Origin of the sequence: Thermodesulfobacterium commune DSM 2178 (genome assembly GCF_000734015.1) — a bacterium.
Lineage (GTDB): Bacteria > Desulfobacterota > Thermodesulfobacteria > Thermodesulfobacteriales > Thermodesulfobacteriaceae > Thermodesulfobacterium > Thermodesulfobacterium commune.
The window spans coordinates 290,655-306,005 of the sequence record NZ_CP008796.1; the positions used below are offsets into that span (position 1 = coordinate 290,655).

Consider the following 15,351-nt stretch of genomic DNA (forward strand, 5'->3'; position numbering starts at 1 on the left):
GCAAAATGATAAAAGACTGGGATGAGTTTTCAGAAAGTTTAAGCATAGAAATTAAAAAAGAAATAGCTGAAAACTATTTTAGAGAAAAAGTCTATTTAGAAGAAAAATGGAACCTTTTCAAAGAGGAATGCGACCAACTAAAAAAATTATATAAGAGAGTGTTTAACAACAGTTGGCGGATTTTTTTTCTACTAAATAAAGATGAGGATTTAATTTCTGCATTTGAAAAAGCTACCGATTTTCCTTTAAGAGAAGTTTGTATTTTAAGTAAAGAAATTTTTTCTAAAGAATTTACTCAGCCTGAAGAGACTATCAAAAAAAAGCTTTTTTCTAATATAACCTCTTCATTTTCTCTAACCACCAAAAGTAAGTTTGTAAAGCTTTTTTTTACTGTGTATAAAAGGTTTAATAGGGTTTTAGAGGAGTATTTATTAAAATTAGAGAACCTTAAAAAGTTTTATCAAGAGTTAAAAGAAGAAACCAAAAACTTTTATAAAAAATTTGATTTAAGTTATATTTTAAGTTTTTTTAACAGACTTTCTGGAGAAGGATTAGAAATTGGTGCTATAGAAGACAAAGAAAAAGTCTGGTCTTCTCTTTCTGAGGCTTTAAAAATAGAGACACCTCCTCCCTTGGATTTAATTTTTAAAGAATTTAAACCTCTTCCCGAGTTGGGAAAGGTTTATCAACAACTTTCATTACTTGCTAAAAAGGCCTACGAGCTTTATCCTGAAAACGCTAAAGATATCCTTAGGCATGTTTATTAACACCATTAAACAGGTTATCGAAAAGTTTAAGCTTTTACAAAAGGGAGACCGAGTACTTCTTGGTATCTCTGGTGGGCTTGATTCTGTAGCGCTTTTAGAGGTTTTTTGTCTCTTAAAAAAGGACTACCAACTTTCTCTTTTTGTGTCTCATTATGACCATAAGATAAGAAAAAATTCCTATCAAGATGCGATGTTTGTGTATCAACTTTGCAAACAAAAGGGAATTCCTTTTTTTTATACAGCTTCTCCTGTGCCTCTTTATGCCAAGCGCGAAAAACTTAGTTTAGAAATGGCAGGAAGAGAATTAAGATACAGATTGTGGTATTTTTTAGCCAAAAAGTATGATTTTCAAAAAGTTGCCCTGGCTCATCATTTAGACGACCTGGCAGAAGAAATTTTTTTAAAAATTATAAAAGGTACTGGTAAAAGAGGTCTTGCAGGAATACCTATTAAACGAGAGGACCTTATCATAAGACCTTTTTTATTTGTAAGTAAAGAAGAGATAAAAAACTTTGCTCAGGAGAGGGGGCTTAGATGGGTTGAAGACCCAACCAACGATGATTTAAGGTTTTTAAGAAACCGAGTAAGACATCTTTTAATTCCATACTTAGAACAAACCTTTAACAAAAACATTAAACAAAATCTTAAAAAAGTTGCGTTAATCATAGCAGAAGAAGAGGAGCTTATCGAAGATCTTGCTAAAGAGCATTATGAAAAATTAAAAGTGTTTGAGGGAAACACACTGCGTTTAAAATTTTATGAACTTAAAAATCTTTCTCCTACTTTAAGAAAAAGAATATACTTTCTGGTTTTTCAAGAGATAGGTCTACCTTTGTTTAGGATTACTTTTACTCATCTTGAAAGTTTAGAACGTTTGGTTACCCAGAATATAAAAGGTCCTGTAAGCCTTCCTGGAGACTATATAGCCTATCGTGGTCCAGGTTATTTAGCTTTTTCTAAGAAAAGCTCTGCTCTTCCTTATTTTGAACTAGAAGTAACGGCAGAGGGGGAATATTTACTTCCAACTCAAGAGATTTTAAAAGTTTATAAGATGAAATCTTTAAAGGAAGTAAAGGAAACACCTTTGATGATGTGTTTTTCAGCTGAGAAACTTATTTTTCCTTTTAAAGTGAGAAACAGAAAGCCTGGAGATAGAGTTTTTATTTCTGGATTAGGGCATAAAAAGATAAAAAAGTTTTTCCAAGAAAAGGGTGTAGCCCATCATCTTAGAGATCAGGTTTTAATCATAGAACATAAAGGAAAAATCGTAGCTATATGGAAGATATATGTTGACCCAGAATATAAGATAAGAGAAAATCAAGAGGTATTAGTGTTAGAGGTTCGATCTTTAAAATGATAGACAAGTTAAAGTTTAAAAAAGAGGGTTTGTGGTTTGGAGATTTTCTTTTATATCTAAGTCAAGATGAAATGTTAGTATATTTGCCTGTAAAACCTTCAGAACGGGTTCTTCTTAAAGATTTTATCAAAAACTGGGAAACAATAAAAGAAGAACTGAAAAAAGCAAACATTTTTGGGGTTTTAGAGGAGCCAGAACTTGTAGACGATAAATTAATAGTAGCTAAAGGAATACCTCCTACACCACCCATTCCAGAAAAGTTAGAATTTTTAGAAAAGTTTGCTCTTTTATTATCAGATGCTAAGGCTGAAAAACTCGAATTAGATACTCAGGATCTGAGAGAAGCACCTAAAAGACTTATTTGTGTTGAACCAAACGAAATTATAGCAAAATGGATTCCTCCTATTCCAGGTATACCAGGCATGAACGTTTTAGGCGAACCTATACCTTCTCCTGAGGTAAAGGAATCTGCAAAGATTATCTTAGGGGAAAATCTTTTTATCGACGAAGAAGGATGGGTTAAGGCTAAAACAAGCGGAGTGGTGGGTTTACAGGGTAATAAACTTGAAATTTTGTCAGAGTATACTATCGACGGAGATGTAGATTTTTCTGTAGGTAACATAAGGTTTATAGGTAAAAAATTAACTATTAAAGGAGACATAAAGTTTGGATTTAAGGTTAGGGTCAAGGGAGACTTAGAACTTTACGGAGGGACAGAAAACAAAGTTTTGATAGAGATAGAAGGGAATTTTCTGTGTGATGGGATCATAAGAGGGGAAGAAACTAAGGTTAAAGTAAAAGGTAGAGCTGAGGTTAGAGGGGTTGAGCATGCAAGTTTAGAAGTAGAGGGAGATCTTTTGATTAAGAATTATATGATTTTTGGTAAAGCTACGGTGTCAGGAGGGTGTTTAGCTAGCACAGGTAAAGGTTTAATTTATGGTACAGAAATAAAGTGTGGTGGTAACGTAGAGGTTAAAATTTTAGGCAACGAAACCCAGACTCTTACTAAGGTTTATGCAGGATATAAGACAGATTTGATCACTGAGTATTTTAAGGTACTCCAAAAAAGTATTATTTATGAAGAAACCTTAAATAAATTACAAACAGGAATTGAGATGGGGAAGAAACTTATAAAGGAGGGTAGGGTTACGCCTGAAAAAGAAAAAATAATCGAGAGACTTTTTGAACAGTATGAGCTTTACGACAGAGAATTGAAAAAACTATTAGAAAGGTTAAAAGAACTGAAAAAAGATCTTGGTTTATTTAAACAAAAAACCGTAAAAGTTTTAGAAAAGGTCTATCCAGGGGTTATCATTTGTATAGCTGACCAACAAAAAATCGTCACAGAAGAAATAAAAGGTCCTTTAGTTTTCTTTTATGAAGAAAGTGGTGTCAATTGTAAAAAAATCTAAAAGATAAAAAGGTGTTTTAAAAATTTAAGCTTATGTTTTTATCTATAGTTTCAAATAAAAAAGTTGAAAAAATTAAAAAAAATAAAAAAAATTCTTTTTTAAACCGGAAAAGAAGGCTAAAAGGAAATTTTACTTTTTAAAACGAGGATTGACTTTTATTAAGATGAAGGTATAAATTAAGTTTAAAATTCCTTTTAGAGGGCCTTAGATTGTCTGAAGAACTAACAAGGTTTTTAGAAGATAACCAGGAGAAAATTTTTAAAAAGTGGAAATCTGTTTTTTTAAGCTCTTTAGGAGAAGAGGCCAAGAAGTTTTTTAGTCGAGAGGTTGATCCTTTTCAAAATCCATTTGGGCATAGGATAGAAGAAACTTTTCAAGGCTTGGTAAGGATTGTGTTGGGTGAGTTCAAATGGGAAGAAGCTAATTATTATTTAAAAAGGCTTGTGCAATTACTTGCTGTCCAAGAACAAGTTCCTTCAAAAGCTTTAAATTTATTTATTCAGCTCAAGGGGATTATAAGAGAAGAAATTGGAGAAGAATTTTTAAAAAGGTTTGGTATAGAAGAATTTTTAAGGTTAGAAGATAAGATAAATGCTCTTCTTATTAAAGGATTTGACTATTTTTATGAATATAGAGAAAGGTTAAATCAGATCAGATATGATGAATGGAAAAGGAATCATTTTTTATTGTTAAAGAGGGCAGGGCTAGTTTACGACCCTATGGAAGGAATGCCTCAAGTTGAGGCAGAAGACAAAATAAACCAATAAGAGAGGGAGAGAGGTATGAACGTAGGCTGGAGTTTTTTGATTTTTTTAGTCTTGCTTCTTATCCCCTGGGTTGGAGTAGGGGTTTTAGGTTTGCAAGGATTGTTTGTTACAGTAATCCCTTATGTATGTTTTTTGATTTTCATCGTAGGACTCGTTTACAGAATATTAAACTGGGCTAAGTCTCCTCAGCCATTTAAAATTCCTACTACTTGTGGTCAACAAAAGAGTTTACCCTGGATAAAGCATAGCCGCTTAGAATCTCCTTTTAACACCTTTGAGGTAGTTTTAAGAATGGTTTTAGAGGTATTGTTCTTTAGAAGTTTGTTTAGAAATCTTAGGGCTGACCTACAGGGAAAAAAGCTTATTTATGGTTCTGCTAAGTGGTTGTGGTTAGGGGCTATTCTTTTCCATTGGTCTTTTTTGATCATTCTTATAAGACATCTCAGATTGTTTACAAACCCTGTTCCTTCGGTAATTCAATTTTTGGATTATATGGATAGTTTTATTCATAGTTTTGGTGTACCTCCAGTTTATATTACCGATATTTTAATTATCGTAGGTCTTTCCTTTTTGCTTCTTAGAAGATTGGTAGATGCTAAGGTCTCTTATATTTCTCATGGTTCAGATTATTTTCCGTTATTTCTTATTTTAGGTATAGTAATAACTGGTGTTTTGATGAGGTATAACTTAAAAATTGACGTATATGCTGTCAAACAAATAACCTTAGGGTTAGCTACCTTTAAGCCAGCTGTTCCTGAGGCAAAAATAGGAACGATATTTTATGTGCATCTTTTCTTGGTGTCAGTTTTAGCTGCGTACTTCCCGTTTAGTAAACTTGTCCATATGATAGGGGTGTTCTTTAGTCCTACGCGTAATATGCCTAATAACAATCGTGCTGAAATGCATGTTAATCCTTGGAACTATCCGGTTAAACATTTAACCTATGCAGAATGGCAGGAAAGATTTAGAGAAGTTATGGAAAATGCCGGGATTCCTATAGATGAGGAAGTAGAGAAAGAAGAGCATGAGTGGTATACTATTTATGGTCCTAATAAAAATTTAAACCTATAAACTAAAGGAGGTAAGAATGAGTCTTCCCAAGCCTGACGAATTGATATCTGATGTAAAATTGCACAGTACTCCAGCTAAAGATTGGATGGAAATAAAACCTGAATTGAGGAAGGGTTATTATCTAAGTATTGTAGAGCCTAAATATTTAGAAGAATTAGATCTTAACCACATGGGGAAATGGCAGCCTTATGATGAGAAATGGCCCTTGCCTGATGGTTGGCAAGAAAAGGTGAAGGAAGAACTTCAAAGAAGGATGAGAATAAATCGTGCTTTTAAGTTGTTTATGGATATATGTGTGAGATGTGGAGCTTGTGCCGATAAATGTCACTTTTTCCTTGGTACAGGGGATCCTAAGAACATGCCGGTTTTAAGGGCTGAGTTGGTAAGGTCTGTTATAAAAGGCGAGTTTAGTACTTTTGGCAAGCTATTTGGAAGGTTAGCTGGGGCTAGAAAGTTAGATGAGGATGTAATAAAAGAGTGGTTTTATTATTTTTATCAGTGTACAGAATGTAGAAGATGTTCGGTTTTCTGCCCTTATGGGATTGATACCGCAGAGATAACCATGATGATGAGAGAGATTTTGCTTGAGCTTGGAATTGGCACAGACTGGGGAATTAAGCCTGTTCATAACAGTTATTATATAGGTAACCATGTAGGTGTACCTCCTCAATCTTTTAAAGAAAACTTGGAGTTTTTAGTTTGGGAGTTTGAAGAGATTACAGGAATTAAGATCGATTTAGATAAGTATATAAACAGAAAAGGCGCTGAAATTATGTTTGTTCCCCTATCAGGGGACTATTTTGCTGAGCCAGGTATCTATACTATGTTAGGTTATCTTGTTCTTTTCCATTATTTAGACTTAGACGTTACGATGAGTCCTTTTGCTACCGAAGGTGGAAACTTCGGCTTTTTCAATTCTTTAGAAATGGCCAAAAGACTTCATTCAAAAATATATGATGAAGCAAAAAGACTTAAAGTTAAGTGGATAATGGGTGGAGAATGTGGACACATGTGGAGGGTCTGGCATCAATACCATAATACTTTCTTCGGTCCGATCGACTTCTTAGAAGTTCCTAAATCACCTATTACTGGCACAGTTTTTGAGCATGCTAAATCTAACAAAATCATTCACATAGTTGAGTTTACCGCTGACTTGATTGCTCACGGAAAATTAAAGTTAGACCCTTCAAGAAACGATCACTTAGTAGTTACTTTCCACGACTCTTGTAACACTTCAAGAGGAATGGGAATTTTTGAGGAACCTAGATTTATTCTGAAACATGTATGTAATAATTTTGTAGAAATGCCAGAAAATACCATCCGTGAAAAGACCTTCTGTTGTGGAAGTGGATCCGGACTTAATGCTGGAGAAAACATGGAAATCAGGATGAGAGGTGGTTTTCCTAGAGCTAACGCTGTAGAATATGTGCATAAAGAATATGGGGTTAATCATGTCGTTTGTATCTGTGCTATAGATAGAGCTGCTTTACCCACCCTTTTCCAGTACTGGGTTCCTGGTGTTGAGGTAGGAGGCCTTCATGAGTTGGTTGCCAATGCTTTAGTGTTTGAAGGAGAGAGGTCAAGGGATGTAGATTTGAGAAGAAGACCTTTAAAAACTCCTGTAAAAGGTGTAGATTAAATCTTCCTAAGGAGGCCATGGTATGTATAATGCTGGAAAGGTGATAATTTTTATAGTGGTTCTTATCTTATTTTTTACGATACCTATGTGGTTAAATTTGGGAAGGGTAGAGGCTATCCCTCAACCAGAGCTACCTAAAGACAAGACTAAATGTATTGAATCTAAGGAATACATGAGAGCCTATCATATGAAACTTTTAGATGATTGGAGGAAACAGGCCATTCGTGAAAATAAACATGTATACGTGGCTAAGGATGGAGAAAAACATTTTGTTAGTTTACAAAAAACTTGTATGAAATGCCATAATAACAAAGAAAAGTTTTGTGATAGTTGTCATAATTTTGTAGTAACACACCCAGATTGTTGGAATTGTCACATTGCACCGGAGGTGGCAGAAAAATGGCAATAAAAAGGAGAGACCTTTTAAAATTAGGTGGTTTAACTTTAATAGGGACAGCAGCTTCAGCTGCTGTCGGAGGTGTTTATACAAAGCCTCAAGAGGCTTTGAAAGGTAGCAGATGGGCTTTAGCTATTGATGTGGTTAAATGTAAGGAAAACCGAGCTACCTGTGGTTTGAAATGTGTAGAGGTATGTCATTCTTTACATAATGTTCCCAGCATCCCTGATAAGAAAAAAGAAATTAAATGGATTTGGGAAGAGAAGTTTGAACATGCTTTTCCTGAGCATGAAGCTAATTATTATTTAAACGAAAAACTGCACGATACACCTTTCTTACTTTTATGTAACCATTGTGATAATCCACCATGTGTTAGGGTTTGTCCTACCAAGGCAACTTTTAAGAGAGAAGACGGTATTGTAATGATGGACTATCACAGATGTATAGGTTGTCGTTTTTGTATGGCCGCCTGTCCTTATGGAGCAAGGTCGTTTAACTGGATAGACCCAAGACCTTTTATTGCTAAGGTAAATCCTGAATATCCTAGTCGTATGAAAGGTGTAGTAGAAAAATGTACTCTTTGTTATGAAAGAATAGCTGAAGGTAAAATACCTGCTTGCGTAGAAGCCTGTCCTGCCAAGGCAATCGTTTTTGGAGACCTTAAAAATCCAAACGATGAGATTAACAAGATATTAAAAGAACGTATAGCTATTAGAAGAAAAGAAGAATTGACCACTTATCCTTCGGTTTTTTATTTGATTGGATAGAAAATTTTAAACAAAGAGGGGTAGAAGTATGATAGAAAAGGCATTAACAGGAAGTAAAAAGTATTGGTTATGGCTTGCCTTTTTAGGTACTCTTATTTTTATAGGGTTTTTATGTTACTTACTTCAATGGAAGATTGGTTTAGGTATCACTGGTATGAGTAGAGATGTTTCGTGGGGCTTCTATATTGCCAATTTTACTTTTTTGGTTGGAGTAGCGGCTTCAGCTGTAATGGTAGTTCTTCCCTACTATTGGCATAACTATAAAGATTTTGGGAAGATTACAGTTTTAGGAGAGTTTTTGGCTATTTCAGCGGTTTTGATGTGTATGCTTTTTATTTTTGTAGACCTTGGTCAACCAAATAGAGTTTTAAATGTTTTAAGATATCCTACTCCTAACTCGGTATTCTTCTTTGACGCTTGTGTTCTCTCTGGATATCTTCTTTTAAACCTTCTCTGTGGATGGACGGTTTTGCATGCTGAATATAAAGGAACAAAATATCCTTCCTGGTTAAAGCCTTTTATTTACTTAGCTATTCTTTGGGCTCCAAGTATCCATATCGTAACGGCTTTTATATACCAGGGTATACCTGGAAGACACTTTTGGTTAACAGCTATCATGGCTCCAAGATTTTTAGCTTCTGCGTTTTCTGCCGGTCCAGCGTTAATTATTATCTTAGCTTTGTTGCTAAAAAGAGTTGCTAATTTTGACGCAGGGCAGAAGGCAATACAGACTTTGGCTAAGATAGTAACCTATGCTTTTGTTTTAAACTTACTCTTCTTCTTCTTTGAAGTCTTTACAGCTTTTTACAGTGGTATCCAGTCTCATCAAGCTCCTATTAAATACTTATTTGCCGGATTACATGGACATGCCGAATGGGTACCTTTTATGTGGGCCTCTTATATTCTTGCTTTTATAGCATTAATCCTTTTAGTGATTCCAGCTACAAGAAAGAATGAAACTACATTGGCTGTTGCTTGTTTAAGTGTGTTTATAGCAGCTTGGATAGACAAAGGTATTGGTCTGATTACCGGAGGATATACTCCTACTCCATTTGAAACCATAACTCCTTATCGTCCTACATTACCTGAAATAGGTATTGCTATCGGTATTTGGGCCTTAGGGTTTTTTGTTTTAACCATTCTTTATAAAATAGCCTTAGGAGTCAAAGAATCTAAGGAGTTAAGGGTTAAATATCAGGGGGTATTGATTAAAAAGTAGAAAGGAATGAGATTTAAAATTTATAAAAGGGAAGAAGTTTAGAGTAACTTCTTCCCTTTTATTTTTTTTAATCCATGATATATTCCCTGTATGAATAAAGAGTTTAACGTTCCCAGGTTTTTAGTTTCTTCTCACAAGGGTGGTTCTGGTAAAACGTTGTTAACCATTGGTCTCATCTATGTTTTTCGAGATTTAGGATTAAAGGTAGTAGGGTTTAAAAAAGGTCCTGACTACATCGATGCAGGTTGGTTGTCTAAAGTCTCTGGAGTGGTCTGTAGAAATTTAGACCCTTTTTTATTTGAAGAAGAAGATGTTTTAAAGTCTTTTTATCAGGGAGCTAAACAAAGTGACCTTGTGATAATAGAAGGAAATAGGGGACTTTTTGACGGATTAGACGTTTATGGAAGTTATAGTACTGCTAAATTAGCTCAAGTTTTAAAAACTCCTGTAGTTTTAGTGCTTGATTGTACCAAGGTTACCAGAAGTTTAGCCCCGTTGGTTAAAGGATTTTTAACCTTCGAACAAGGTGTGGAAATCAAGGGGGTTGTCTTAAACAAGATAGCCAGACCTAGACACGAAGATATCATAAGAAAATCTATAGAGTATTATACAGGAGTAAAAGTTTTAGGAGCTTTACCTAAACTTAAAAATTTACCTCCTGAAAGACATTTAGGGTTGATTACCTCTTTTGAATATCAACAGGAACTCTTTTTGAATGAACTTTCTCAAGCGATTAAACAGAATTTTGATTTAGAAGGCTTCTTGACCATAGCTAAGGACGTCCCCCCTATTGAGTTCACCTTCTCACCTCAAGAATTACCAGAAAGTGAATTAAACGGGATTAAAATTGGTGTTTTTTGGGACAAGGCTTTTCAATTTTATTATCCAGAAAATTTAGAGAGTTTTCAAAACCTTGGAGCAGAAATTAAATTGATAAATGCTTTTAAAGATAAATCCCTTGAAGATATAGATGGGCTTTATTTAGGAGGTGGATTCCCTGAGGTTCAGGCAGAAGCTCTTTCCGAGAATAAAGACTTGATGAAGGAGGTGAAAGAGGCAGTTTTAGAAGGGATGCCAGTTTATGCTGAATGTGGTGGTTTGATGTATTTAGGAAAAAAGATAATTTGGAAAAACAGAGAATATCCGATGTCAGAAGTATTACCGATCACCTTTAAGGTAGAACCTACCCCTCAAGGACATGGTTACGTAATAGCTAAAGTAAAAGAAAAAAATCCTTATTTTGATGTAGGTCTCTCTATAAAAGGACATGAATTTCATTATTCAAAACCTGTAGATTTTGAACTTAATCAAGATGTTAAGTTCGTCTTTGACTTGGAAAAAGGAGTAGGGTTTAAAGAAAAAAAAGACGGTATTTTATTTAAAAATTTACTGGCAGCCTATACACATATTCATGTTTTTAGTGTAAAATGTTGGACAGAGAAGTTTTTAAAGAAAGCCAAAGAGTTTAACCTACAAAAATCATCATAAAAGGAGGTGCGACATGTTTGAAATTACTGTGAATTATGACACCTGTGATGCTTGTGGCACCTGCATTGAATCTTGTCCTGCTCAGGTTTATGACAAAGGAGATGATGGGAAACCTGTCATTTCAAGAGCAGAGGATTGTCTTGGTTGCATGACCTGTGTGGAGGTATGTCCAACAGGTTCTATCACTGTTAAAGAAATTTAGTGTTTTAGACTTTTTCCCTCTGAGGGCTTTAAAGCCCCAGAGGGAACTTTTCTTTTAACTTTTCAAAAACTATCTTAGGAACTAAATCTTCTACTTTTCCACCCAATCTTGCAGCCTCCTTTACTATAGAAGAGCTTAAAAAGATCCATTTAAGGCTTGGTAAAAGGAAAATGGTGTCAATGCTGTTAGAAAGTTTCCTGTTCATTAAGGCTAATTGCATTTCATATTCAAAATCAGAAACTGCCCTTAGACCTCTGATAATGGCACAAGCATTTTTAGTTTTAGCAAACTCTACCAACAATCCGGAAAAGGTTTCCACCTCTACTCGATGTCCTTCTGGAAGTTCTTTGACTGCTTCCTCTACCATCATTAACCTTTCTTCTATAGAAAATAGTGGTTTTTTGGCTGGATTTTCACCTATAGCCACAATTACCTTGTCAAAAAGTTTTAAAGCCCTGTTTATTATGTCTAAGTGTCCATTGGTGATAGGATCAAAAGTTCCAGGATAAATAACTACCTTAGGATAACTCATCAATGCCTCCTTTTTTTGACTTTCAGATGTTTGGTGGTTATTCTTTAATTGGAATATAAAATATTTTGAGAACAGCTGAACCGTCCTTTTGACCTATTCCAAAAAGTCCTTCTAAGATTTCTACATAACCTGTCTTCTCACCATCTACTATCCTTAAGATAGGGCCTATTTCCTGTACTTTTCTGTTTTTGTATCTTTCATATCTATAAAGCCCCCATAGCAGCTTAAACATAACATATTCTTCTTTTTTGTAGTATTCCATCAGTTTTAAAAGTGGACCATAGTTTCTTTCTAACCCTTCGTCAAAAATAGGTAAAATTGCTGGAAAATACCAGATTTTGACCTCTGGTGAACCCTGAGAAATGGTGTGAAAAAGAGGCCAAATTTTAACCTCTCTGGCAACCGTTTGGTTACCTTCCCATGTTTTTTGAGCTTTAGAGAGAATTAAGAAACGATGTATTTCTTCTCGATAGGTTTTCCCTTTATAAGAGATATAAGTTTTTTGATAGAAATAGAGAGGCCATAAAACAAAAGAATCAAAGGTGTCTTCTTTTTTGACATAACCGTACAAAGGCCAAAAACGTTTACCCTCTATTTCTTTACCTTGAATTTTTCTGAAAAATGGCCATGGTGCATCTAACTGATAGTATGAGTTGTCTGGGGTGGTGATTTTTTGGAAAAAAGGCCAAAGTATTATCTTTTTTTCAAAATCTTCGTTTTTTTCGCGAATGTAAAAAGGAAAGATTATCAGTTTTTCTGAAGAATCTCCTTCTGAAGAATGAATAATTTCTTTTATGTAAAAAGGCCATAGGATAAATTTACGTTCCTGTTCCTCTTCTCTGAAGTTTCCATAAAAAGGCCAGATTTTAAATCCTTGGTAAAGAGATCGGTTTTGTTCTTGGTTAGCAGATATAGTTCTTACAAAGGGCCATAGGATGTTGTAGGCTGTATATTCTTCATATTTAGTTTTACTATAAAGAGGCCATAGAAAAAAAGTTATTTCATCAGCACCAAACCGATTTTTGATCTTTCCATAAAAAGGAAAAAAACCTCCATAGGTTTCGTTTGAAGAGGTTTTACCTGTAAAAAAAGGGAAAAAAGTAAATTGTGTTTCTTCAGGCTCTTCAGGAGAGTATTTATACCAAGTTTTGTTGATTATAGGAACTATTTTTAAGGTAGAACTTTGGGAATCAGACTGATAAATCCCTAAAGGAGATATAAAAAAGATTTTTTTTGCTTCAGGAGTGACAACTTTAGAAGTAATAGGCCTTATAGAAGTAGCATTTTCTTTAGAAAAAGATGTTTTTTGATATAAGGGACCTAAGGCTTCAACCCTGGTGGAATTTAATTCATAATTTTGAGAAAAGAAAAAAATCGGCCAAAGATTAAACCGTTTTTCCTGTAAGTCTTCATAGGCATAGAGTGGAAAACATACAAAAATTAAGATAAATATTAAAAGGGTTGATATCTTTAATATTTTATACATGATTTTAAAATTATAAAAAATTTTCGAGAAATGTCAATAATTTTTAGATAAAGCTATTTAATTTTGGTAAAATGCAATTTTTTGTTTTTTTTTTGTATTTGACAAAATTTTTAACGTTAATTATTAAATAATCTTTAGACATCAATTGGAGGCAAAACTGTGCCGTTTTTAGAATGGAACGACAATTTTCTCACAGGTATTAAAGAGATTGATCAACAACATAAAAAGATGTTTAACATGGTTAATGCTTTATATGAGGCGGTAAGACTTAAGGTAGACAAAAAATTTCTGATAAACTCGATAAATACGCTTAATAACTATTTTGAAACCCATTTTAAATTTGAAGAAGAACTTTTAGAAAGGTATGGTTATCCTGAAATAGAGAAGCATAAAGAGGAACACGAAGGTTTTAAAAGATCTTTTAAAGAGTTAATCGACCAGGAAGAAGTTAATTTTTCTGAGGTTTTAAAACATTTGAAAAATTGGTGGGTTAGCCATCTTTTGGTTCATGATAAAAAATATGGAAATTTTTTAGCTGGAAAGATAAATAGTCAATAAAGGGGAGGTTTAACATGTCTTCTCAAGGTTGGTTCAGCAAATTAAATAAAAAGTTAGAGTTACATCAAAAGATTATACCCATTATTGTAGTTTGTTTCTCTGTGTTGATAATTTTAACCATCATCGTTACTTCTTATGCTAACTATTTTTTTGGTTTAAAACACGCTAAACAGTCTTTAAAAGAAAAATATGAAATAGTATCTAATGCAATCATTAAACATGGACCACTTCTTGACAAAATGGTAGGAGATAAAAGACAAAACTATAAAATTATTAGAGAAGAATTTTTAAGACAACAACCTAATATTAGAATTATAAGAAACGAAAAAATAGACGAGTTATATGGTAAGGAATCTCCTCAATATTATGCGAAAGATGAGTTAGAAAGAAAGGTCTTAAAAGAAGGAAATGAGGTAATAGTAAGAGAAGGTTTTGAGTTGAGAGGAGTTTTTCCGATTAAGCCTAACATAGAGTGTTTAAGATGTCATTATAATGTAGGAGAAAAAGAGGTAATAGGAGCTATAAGCATTGTTATTCCTGTAGAGTATATATTTTCTGAGACTAAACTGGTAACACTGGTTTACATATTTTTAGGTTTAGGAGGTATTTTAACTGCAGCATTAGCTGTTTATTTTACCTACATGAAAATAGCTCATCAACCTTTGGAATCTGTAGTAAAAGTTTTGGATAAAATAGCAGAGGGAGACCTTACGGTTGAAGTTCCAGCTGTTTTTAAAGAAAGAGAGGATATGATAGGAAGATTGTCTAAAGCAGTAGACAAAGTGTTAGAGTATATGAAAAACTTTACTTCCAAAATCCTTGACTATTCAGTAAAACTGGTAGACCAGGTGGATAATGTTTTTAGATTGGTAGACAGTGTTAATGAGAAAATTAAGTTCCAGAATTTGCAGGTAGCACAGACTTCTATAATATCTGAGGATTTTGCTTTGACTGTGGGTTCTATTTCAAGGAACACCAGTGCTATAAATAACATTGCTAAAGAAATGTTAGCCTATATAAAAAAGTTAAAAGAGGCAGAGGTTCAGGAACAATCAGAGATTTTGGTAAAGATATTTGGCTTGCTTGAAGGTTTGAATACTAAGGTATTAGAAATAGCAGAGGATTTAGACAAAGGTCTTAAAACTTCTGAAAGTATTAATGAGGCTTTTGAGGAGATTACCCAAGTTTCAAACGAGATCAGCCAACTCATGGATAAGATGAGCGAGAATGCTTATGAAACCTTGCTTATCTCTTCTTATATGAAAACCATAGCTTCCACAGTAAAAACCAAGAAGATGGAAGAGATGTTGTTTGAACTTTTTGAAAAGGATATAGACCGCTATATGTTACGTTTGCAGGCTCATATAAAAGGTATAGATAGACTTGACCCAGAGAGATGGGGAGATTATCAGGCCTTTCCTCTCGGAAAGTGGTATTATTCTGAAGAAGGTCAAAGTTTAAAAAAGATGATTCAAGATTTTGATTTTGATGAATTTGAAAGTCTTTTGAAAAACCTTCATAATGTAGGTAAAGACCTTATTGTTGCTCACAATCAGGAAGATTCTATAAAGGTAGAAAAATTACAGGTGCAGCTTAGAGGTATAGCAAGGAGGCTAAAGCTTCTTTTAGATGAGTTGAGAGAGCATTATTCTAAAATAAAAACTTTATAGAATAAAGAGGTAATTAAAG

General features: G+C 34.0%; 15 protein-coding genes. 13 read left to right on the plus strand and 2 right to left on the minus strand.

The genetic code is table 11. From position 1 onward, the window contains the following. Nucleotides 1-5: 5 nt before the first annotated feature. The 11 genes from HL41_RS01555 (at nucleotide 6) to HL41_RS01605 (ending at nucleotide 11,086) form a co-directional block, all read left to right on the plus strand. Nucleotides 6-767: a hypothetical protein gene (locus tag HL41_RS01555; RefSeq protein ID WP_038060069.1), complete on the plus strand. Its 762-nt coding sequence runs from the start codon at nucleotides 6-8 to the stop codon at nucleotides 765-767. Further along, a complete protein-coding gene (gene tilS, locus HL41_RS01560; RefSeq protein ID WP_038060068.1) occupies nucleotides 757-2,124 on the plus strand; it encodes a tRNA lysidine(34) synthetase TilS in 1,368 nt (455 codons plus the stop codon). Before HL41_RS01555 ends, tilS begins: the two co-directional genes overlap by 11 nt. After that, nucleotides 2,121-3,536, plus strand: a complete 1,416-nt coding sequence (locus HL41_RS01565) for a DUF342 domain-containing protein (RefSeq protein ID WP_038060067.1) — start codon at nucleotides 2,121-2,123, stop codon at nucleotides 3,534-3,536. The genes tilS and HL41_RS01565 overlap by 4 nt, the downstream gene beginning before the upstream one ends. A 209-nt stretch (nucleotides 3,537-3,745) precedes the next feature. Continuing rightward, nucleotides 3,746-4,303 carry an RsbRD N-terminal domain-containing protein gene (locus HL41_RS01570; protein WP_038060066.1) on the plus strand — a complete coding sequence of 186 codons (558 nt, stop codon included), beginning with the start codon at nucleotides 3,746-3,748 and terminating at the stop codon, nucleotides 4,301-4,303. A gap of 15 nt (nucleotides 4,304-4,318) precedes the next feature. Beyond that, complete coding sequence (gene dsrM, locus HL41_RS01575) at nucleotides 4,319-5,374, plus strand: sulfate reduction electron transfer complex DsrMKJOP subunit DsrM (RefSeq protein WP_038060065.1); 1,056 nt, start codon at nucleotides 4,319-4,321, stop codon at nucleotides 5,372-5,374. Between the two features lie 16 nt (nucleotides 5,375-5,390). Next, nucleotides 5,391-7,013 (plus strand): sulfate reduction electron transfer complex DsrMKJOP subunit DsrK, encoded by a 1,623-nt coding sequence (dsrK, locus tag HL41_RS01580; protein WP_038060064.1) that lies wholly within the window; start codon nucleotides 5,391-5,393, stop codon nucleotides 7,011-7,013. A gap of 22 nt (nucleotides 7,014-7,035) precedes the next feature. Beyond that, on the plus strand, nucleotides 7,036-7,422 hold the full coding sequence (gene dsrJ / locus HL41_RS01585) for a sulfate reduction electron transfer complex DsrMKJOP subunit DsrJ (protein ID WP_038060063.1): 387 nt from the start codon (nucleotides 7,036-7,038) through the stop codon (nucleotides 7,420-7,422). Continuing rightward, nucleotides 7,413-8,177, plus strand: coding sequence for a sulfate reduction electron transfer complex DsrMKJOP subunit DsrO (dsrO, locus tag HL41_RS01590; RefSeq protein ID WP_038060062.1), 765 nt, complete (start codon nucleotides 7,413-7,415; stop codon nucleotides 8,175-8,177). The genes dsrJ and dsrO overlap by 10 nt, the downstream gene beginning before the upstream one ends. Before the next feature lie 28 nt (nucleotides 8,178-8,205). Then, on the plus strand, nucleotides 8,206-9,396 hold the full coding sequence (dsrP, locus tag HL41_RS01595) for a sulfate reduction electron transfer complex DsrMKJOP subunit DsrP (protein WP_022855049.1): 1,191 nt from the start codon (nucleotides 8,206-8,208) through the stop codon (nucleotides 9,394-9,396). Nucleotides 9,397-9,486: 90 nt separating this feature from the next. Then, nucleotides 9,487-10,884: a cobyrinate a,c-diamide synthase gene (locus HL41_RS01600; protein WP_038060061.1), complete on the plus strand. Its 1,398-nt coding sequence runs from the start codon at nucleotides 9,487-9,489 to the stop codon at nucleotides 10,882-10,884. Between the two features lie 13 nt (nucleotides 10,885-10,897). Beyond that, a complete protein-coding gene (locus HL41_RS01605) occupies nucleotides 10,898-11,086 on the plus strand; it encodes a 4Fe-4S dicluster domain-containing protein (RefSeq protein WP_038060060.1) in 189 nt (62 codons plus the stop codon). Nucleotides 11,087-11,114: 28 nt separating this feature from the next. On the opposite strand, the gene coaD is transcribed toward HL41_RS01605, so the two are convergent. Beyond that, on the minus strand, nucleotides 11,115-11,618 hold the full coding sequence (gene coaD / locus HL41_RS01610; RefSeq protein WP_038060059.1) for a pantetheine-phosphate adenylyltransferase: 504 nt from the start codon (nucleotides 11,616-11,618) through the stop codon (nucleotides 11,115-11,117). Nucleotides 11,619-11,655: 37 nt separating this feature from the next. After that, nucleotides 11,656-13,104 carry a hypothetical protein gene (locus tag HL41_RS01615; RefSeq protein ID WP_038060057.1) on the minus strand — a complete coding sequence of 483 codons (1,449 nt, stop codon included), beginning with the start codon at nucleotides 13,102-13,104 and terminating at the stop codon, nucleotides 11,656-11,658. Between the two features lie 159 nt (nucleotides 13,105-13,263). Between HL41_RS01615 and HL41_RS01620 the strand changes: the two genes are divergently transcribed. Next, on the plus strand, nucleotides 13,264-13,662 hold the full coding sequence (locus HL41_RS01620; RefSeq protein ID WP_038060055.1) for a bacteriohemerythrin: 399 nt from the start codon (nucleotides 13,264-13,266) through the stop codon (nucleotides 13,660-13,662). Between the two features lie 14 nt (nucleotides 13,663-13,676). Continuing rightward, entirely contained in the window at nucleotides 13,677-15,332 is a 1,656-nt protein-coding gene (locus tag HL41_RS01625) for a hypothetical protein (protein WP_038060053.1), read from the plus strand. Nucleotides 15,333-15,351: the final 19 nt, after the last annotated feature.

What these genes read in the sequence shown, in the direction of transcription:
- tilS (WP_038060068.1), top strand. Translation starts at nt 757, where the DNA reads ATGTTTATTAACACCATTAAACAGGTTATCGAAAAGTTTAAGCTTTTA.
- HL41_RS01615 (WP_038060057.1), bottom strand. Translation starts at nt 13,104, where the DNA reads ATGTATAAAATATTAAAGATATCAACCCTTTTAATATTTATCTTAATT.
- dsrP (WP_022855049.1), top strand. Translation starts at nt 8,206, where the DNA reads ATGATAGAAAAGGCATTAACAGGAAGTAAAAAGTATTGGTTATGGCTT.
- HL41_RS01625 (WP_038060053.1), top strand. Translation starts at nt 13,677, where the DNA reads ATGTCTTCTCAAGGTTGGTTCAGCAAATTAAATAAAAAGTTAGAGTTA.
- coaD (WP_038060059.1), bottom strand. Translation starts at nt 11,618, where the DNA reads ATGAGTTATCCTAAGGTAGTTATTTATCCTGGAACTTTTGATCCTATC.
- HL41_RS01600 (WP_038060061.1), top strand. Translation starts at nt 9,487, where the DNA reads ATGAATAAAGAGTTTAACGTTCCCAGGTTTTTAGTTTCTTCTCACAAG.
- dsrM (WP_038060065.1), top strand. Translation starts at nt 4,319, where the DNA reads ATGAACGTAGGCTGGAGTTTTTTGATTTTTTTAGTCTTGCTTCTTATC.
- HL41_RS01565 (WP_038060067.1), top strand. Translation starts at nt 2,121, where the DNA reads ATGATAGACAAGTTAAAGTTTAAAAAAGAGGGTTTGTGGTTTGGAGAT.
- HL41_RS01555 (WP_038060069.1), top strand. Translation starts at nt 6, where the DNA reads ATGATAAAAGACTGGGATGAGTTTTCAGAAAGTTTAAGCATAGAAATT.
- HL41_RS01605 (WP_038060060.1), top strand. Translation starts at nt 10,898, where the DNA reads ATGTTTGAAATTACTGTGAATTATGACACCTGTGATGCTTGTGGCACC.
- dsrO (WP_038060062.1), top strand. Translation starts at nt 7,413, where the DNA reads ATGGCAATAAAAAGGAGAGACCTTTTAAAATTAGGTGGTTTAACTTTA.
- dsrK (WP_038060064.1), top strand. Translation starts at nt 5,391, where the DNA reads ATGAGTCTTCCCAAGCCTGACGAATTGATATCTGATGTAAAATTGCAC.
- dsrJ (WP_038060063.1), top strand. Translation starts at nt 7,036, where the DNA reads ATGTATAATGCTGGAAAGGTGATAATTTTTATAGTGGTTCTTATCTTA.